The following is a 4,740-nucleotide window of genomic DNA, read 5'->3' as shown; positions in this document are numbered from 1 at the left end:
GTAGTTAATACCCATAAAGGAACCTCACAAAAGAGGCTGATAGAGAAACTAAACCCTATCATACGAGGATGGACAAATTACTACTCAACGGTTTGTAGTAAAAAGGCATTCTCAAAAATGGATGCTCAAATTTACACCTTACTTGAATCTTGGGCAAAACACCGCCATAGAAACAAGGGTAGAAAGTGGCTAGCCCAAAAATATTGGAAAACAATTGGCGGTGATAACTGGGTATTCGCAACCAGGGATGGGAAAAATCCTATCCGGTTACTGAAACATAGTGCCACCCAAATCAAAGACTATGTGAAAGTTAAATGCGATGCGTCACCATACGACGGAAACTTGGTCTATTGGAGTATAAGAATGGGGAAAAACCCTGAGATGCCTAAGCGAACAGCATCACTGCTTAAACAGCAAAAAGGGATATGCACCCACTGCGGACACTACTTTAAAGATGGAGATGTCATAGAGCTAGACCATATCATTCCTAAATCGCAAGGTGGAAAGGATGAATACAAGAATTGGCAGCTTCTCCATCGACACTGCCACGATATAAAGACAGCTACAGACACGAGGCGATATGTAGATGTTTCTGGCAATAAATCCGGCTGTAATAGTGCCGAGCCTAAGCCCACCAAAAGACTTGAAAAAAGTTGATGGAAAATGGGCAATGAGGTATGCGTGACAGGCACCGATTTACTGAGGAGCCGTGTGAAGCGAAAGTTTCACGCACGGTTTTGGAGACCAGCGGGTCTCATGAGGGACTCGCTGAGTTTAATCATTAACGCGGCTATCAACATTTTGCTTAGAGCAAAATCTAGGGATGGGCAATCCCGAAGTAACGCTTTAGGAGTGGACGCCTCTACGTTAGTTGGAGCAATCCTGCTAGGGCAAGCGTCCACATTGATTAAAGAATCTCCGTCCCTTTAGCGCGGAGAGTGTCAATTTGTCTCAGTTTGTACCTATAATAGGTAGGTCAATCAGCCTTTAAGGAACTACCTCAAGTCCGTAGGTAACTTCATCACCTTGAGAAACTTGAAGTGTACTCAGGAAATTGCCAGTCACTTCAGTGTTCAACCCCACCAGCCGAGCTAGTGAACTAGAAAGCCTAAAATGATTGACCTGTATAATAATTTTCAATTCCGGCTAAGAGAAGGAGCCGTTAGATGAGCCTGAGCGGCAAAAGTAAAATTCCAGAGATTCTCACAAGCTACAAAGACCAACTGTTGGCAACCTGGGTTCAACAGCAAATAACCGAGGGTAACCGTCGAGGTTTGCTCAAAGAGACAGAGTTGCGGGAGGAATGTCGAGAGTTTCTGGAGCTGTTCAAAAATGCTGTACAGCAGGGTACTTTGAGCGATACACAAACGCCAGAATGGAAGGGGGTACGAGAAATGTTGGCGAGTGTCTCCCGGACTCGCTCCCAAAAAGGCTTTACACCCTCAGAAACAGCAACCTTTGTTTTTTCGCTGAAGCAACCTTTATTCACGCGCCTCCGCTCCGAACTTGCCCAGGATGCTGCCAGTTTGATTGAGGAAATTGTGCTAGCCAGTAACCTGCTGGACGAGTTGGGACTCTGGACGACGGAGATCTATCAGAAAACTCGCGAAGAAGTGATTATGCGCCAGCAGGAGGAAATGATAGAGTTGTCAACCCCAGTAGTCAAACTCTGGGACGGCATTTTAGCCCTGCCGATTATTGGCACCCTGGATAGTGCCCGAACCCAAGTGGTGATGGAGTCTCTGTTGCAGAAAATTGTCGAGACGGGTTCGGAAGTAGCCATTATCGACATTACAGGCGTGTCAACGGTAGATACTCTGACGGCTCAACACTTACTCAAAACGGTAACCGCAGCCCGCTTGATGGGAGCTGATTGCATCCTCAGCGGGATTCGTCCCCAGATTGCTCAAACCATTGTCTACCTGGGCGTTGATTTGGCTGATATGGTTACCAAGGCTTCTCTAGCCGATGCCTTTGCTCTAGCCCTAAAGCGAGCTGGGGCAACGATCAGTCGCTCCCAAACTCGCTCGGTATAAGGTCAGGAGGTTTTTATGGAACGTATCCCCATCTTGCAAATGGGTGAATTCCTGCTAGTAACGATACAAGTCGATATGCACGATCGCCTAGCCATGACCTTGCAGGACGACCTCACCAACCGGATTGTCCAAATCAGCGCTCGTGGTGTGCTGATCGATATCTCAGCCCTAGAAATCGTTGATTCCTTCATTGGGCGGATACTGGGGAACATTGCCAAGATGTCCCAGGTACTGGATGCCGAAACTGTTGTGGTCGGAATGCAACCAGCCGTTGCTATCACCTTGGTCGAGTTGGGACTCTCCCTCACAGGCATTCGCACCGCCTTAAATGTTGAGAAAGGAATGGCTCGCCTGCGTGCCTCGTTGGCAGCTTCTGCTAGAGAGAACACGGATGGACATAGTGAGGTCTGAAACGATGATCATCCAGTCCTCCGCCGACGTTGTCTTAGTCCGACAATCCGTGCGTCAGTGGGCTGTGGAACTACGTTTTAGTCTGATAGAGCAGACCAAGATTGTCACAGCAGCCAGTGAGTTGGCACGCAACACCCTCGATTATGGCGGTGGCGGTACAGTAAAGCTGGAAGCCCTACACGAAGGAATGCGTCGAGGCTTGCGACTGACCTTTGAAGACAAGGGGCCAGGGATTCCAGATATTGAACTAGCCTTAAAAGACGGCTTCACCACTGGTAACGGACTCGGTTTGGGGCTAAGTGGTACAAAACGGCTGGTCAACGAATTCAATATTATTTCTGAGGTTGGAAATGGCACCTGTGTAACGATAACTAAGTGGAAGTAACTTAAATCGTAAGCTTACCCCGACAGTAGAGGTACAGAGCTTTAGCCTCAGATCTGAGATATCGGAAAGAGAAACAATTGCCCCTCTAATTGACAACTCATCCCCGGACTTTCGGGATTGCTTACACAAACCCCCAAAGCAGCAATATTCATTGCCGCATTTACATCAGCATCATGTTCAAATCCACAATGCCCACACTTAAACAGCTTGCCGTTCCGATAGGACTTCCCCTTAACGGGGTGAATATGTCCACATCGGGAACAGCTTTGGCTGGTGTAGGCAGGTGGCACAAAAACAACTGGGACACCAGCAATTTTGGCCTTGTATCCTACAAACAAACGCAGTTGGTAAAACGCCCAATTATTGGTTCTACGACGTTCGGGTTTGCTACGAGGCTTTTGATTGAGCGATTCCCTGATATTAGTCAAATCCTCAAAAGCCAGACTTGCATTCAGTTGTTTTGCCTCTTGAACAAGCTGTTTAGAAATATTGTGATTCAACCACTTCTGAAACCTGTGTTCTTTCCCGGAAAACCTTCTCAGAAGTCTGCGAGAATTCCGAGTGCGTTTGGATTGAACATTGGCTCTGACCTTACTATATCGGTCACGAGTAGCTTGAATCTGTTCGCCACTCCACGATTTACCCGTGGAAGTGGTGGCAATGTCCCTGCGACCCAAGTCCACCCCAATTACCTTGGGAGTCCTCCCATTGGGGTCTGTGGGCAGGTCAACACAGATATTGATGTAGTAGTCACCCTGTTTAGTCTTGTTGAGTGTAGCTGCCGTTGGGGATTGCCCTTTAAGCAGTGCCAACTGGTAGTTGCCAATACTCAACTTAAACTTAACCCGACCACACATCAAGGTGACGCCAACTGTTTGCAACTCCTCAATATATTGAAAAGTCCGCACATCCAAATTAATCGATGTCGGTCTAAACTTGTGGATTTGTTTAACTGCCTTGGCGTTACCAATTACGCGCCGGATCGCTTGGCAAACATGGTTGGCCTTCAGTCCCGTAGCTTCTCGCACGGCCTTATAGGTTTTGTGGTGAAGCTTGGTTGTATTCCAGCAGTTCTCGCGATTAGCAACATCCAATATCTGGTTACAAGCAGCGGCAAATCCCTGCAAAGTGCGGTCTATTTCAGAGCGCAACTCTACAGGGACTTGAAGCTTACATTTAACAGATATTGTTTGCATTAAGATGGGCTAACAAGTCATCCCATTCTACCCTATAAAGCCGTCCCAGAAAGACGGGGTTTCAGACCCAAGGAGTCTCGATGATAGAACCCGTTGCCTTACCAATTTTAGAGTCTAGTCAGGCAGGTGAAGCGCGACGGATGGCGATCGCTCTGGCGAATCGTTTGGGCTTCAACGAGACGGAGCGAGGAAAAGTCGGTATTGTAGTTACCGAGGCCGCGAATAACCTGGTTCGACACGCGACAGACGGCAAATTAGTGCTACAACCGTTGACCAGAAATGAGATTGAGGGAATCGAAATCTTAGCCTTAGATAAAGGGCCAGGAATCAGCAATATTAGCGAGTGTCTGCAAGATGGCTTTTCTACCGCAGGAACTTCGGGAACGGGTTTAGGAGCGATGAGTCGTCTCTCGGCTGTTTTTGATATATATTCGGTTCCCAAGCTGGGAAGTGCCTGTTTAGCTCAACTCTGGGCCAACTCCTTACCCGTTAAGCCGCTAGAGAGGGATGTGGAAAGTGGCGTAGTGTGCTTGCCCAAAATCGGTGAGGAGATTTCGGGAGATGCTTGGGCTATCGCCCAAAATTCGGGTCGCACCCTACTGCTTGTGGCAGATGGTTTGGGTCACGGGCCACAAGCCGCCCAGGCATCGCGGGAAGCGGTGAGGGTATTTCGAGCGAATTTGAGCAAAAGTCCCAAAGAGATTGTTGAGGC

General features: G+C 48.1%; 6 protein-coding genes. 5 read left to right on the top strand and 1 reads right to left on the bottom strand.

Translation table 11 applies throughout. The features are described 5' to 3' along the window. From V6C93_RS35990 to V6C93_RS35975, 4 genes are all read left to right on the top strand, one after another. Positions 1–657 (top strand): group II intron maturase-specific domain-containing protein (locus V6C93_RS35990; RefSeq protein WP_333481499.1); only part of this gene is annotated, 657 nt, incomplete at its 5' end. 509 nt (positions 658–1,166) lie between these two features. Beyond that, on the top strand, positions 1,167–2,036 hold the full coding sequence (locus V6C93_RS35985) for an STAS domain-containing protein (protein WP_333481498.1): 870 nt from the start codon (positions 1,167–1,169) through the stop codon (positions 2,034–2,036). Positions 2,037–2,051: 15 nt separating this feature from the next. Further along, positions 2,052–2,447, top strand: coding sequence for an STAS domain-containing protein (locus tag V6C93_RS35980; protein WP_333481497.1), 396 nt, complete (start codon positions 2,052–2,054; stop codon positions 2,445–2,447). Next, a complete protein-coding gene (locus V6C93_RS35975) occupies positions 2,428–2,832 on the top strand; it encodes an anti-sigma regulatory factor (RefSeq protein WP_333481496.1) in 405 nt (134 codons plus the stop codon). The genes V6C93_RS35980 and V6C93_RS35975 overlap by 20 nt, the downstream gene beginning before the upstream one ends. A 47-nt stretch (positions 2,833–2,879) precedes the next feature. Here V6C93_RS35975 and V6C93_RS35970 read toward each other — a convergent pair whose 3' ends face one another. Next, a complete protein-coding gene (locus tag V6C93_RS35970) occupies positions 2,880–4,028 on the bottom strand; it encodes a transposase (RefSeq protein WP_333481495.1) in 1,149 nt (382 codons plus the stop codon). Between the two features lie 80 nt (positions 4,029–4,108). Here V6C93_RS35970 and V6C93_RS35965 point away from each other — a divergent pair. Further along, positions 4,109–4,740: ATP-binding SpoIIE family protein phosphatase (locus tag V6C93_RS35965; RefSeq protein WP_333481494.1), on the top strand; the 632-nt coding region annotated here is incomplete at its 3' end.

Origin of the sequence: Allocoleopsis sp. (assembly GCF_036703385.1) — a bacterium.
In the GTDB taxonomy this organism is placed as follows: Bacteria; Cyanobacteriota; Cyanobacteriia; order Cyanobacteriales; family Coleofasciculaceae; genus Allocoleopsis.
The sequence above is the reverse complement of the archived record's forward strand: the minus strand, read 5'-3'. Positions and strand labels throughout refer to the sequence as shown.

What these genes read in the sequence shown, in the direction of transcription:
- V6C93_RS35970 (WP_333481495.1), bottom strand. Translation starts at nt 4,028, where the DNA reads ATGCAAACAATATCTGTTAAATGTAAGCTTCAAGTCCCTGTAGAGTTG.
- V6C93_RS35980 (WP_333481497.1), top strand. Translation starts at nt 2,052, where the DNA reads ATGGAACGTATCCCCATCTTGCAAATGGGTGAATTCCTGCTAGTAACG.
- V6C93_RS35985 (WP_333481498.1), top strand. Translation starts at nt 1,167, where the DNA reads ATGAGCCTGAGCGGCAAAAGTAAAATTCCAGAGATTCTCACAAGCTAC.
- V6C93_RS35975 (WP_333481496.1), top strand. Translation starts at nt 2,428, where the DNA reads ATGGACATAGTGAGGTCTGAAACGATGATCATCCAGTCCTCCGCCGAC.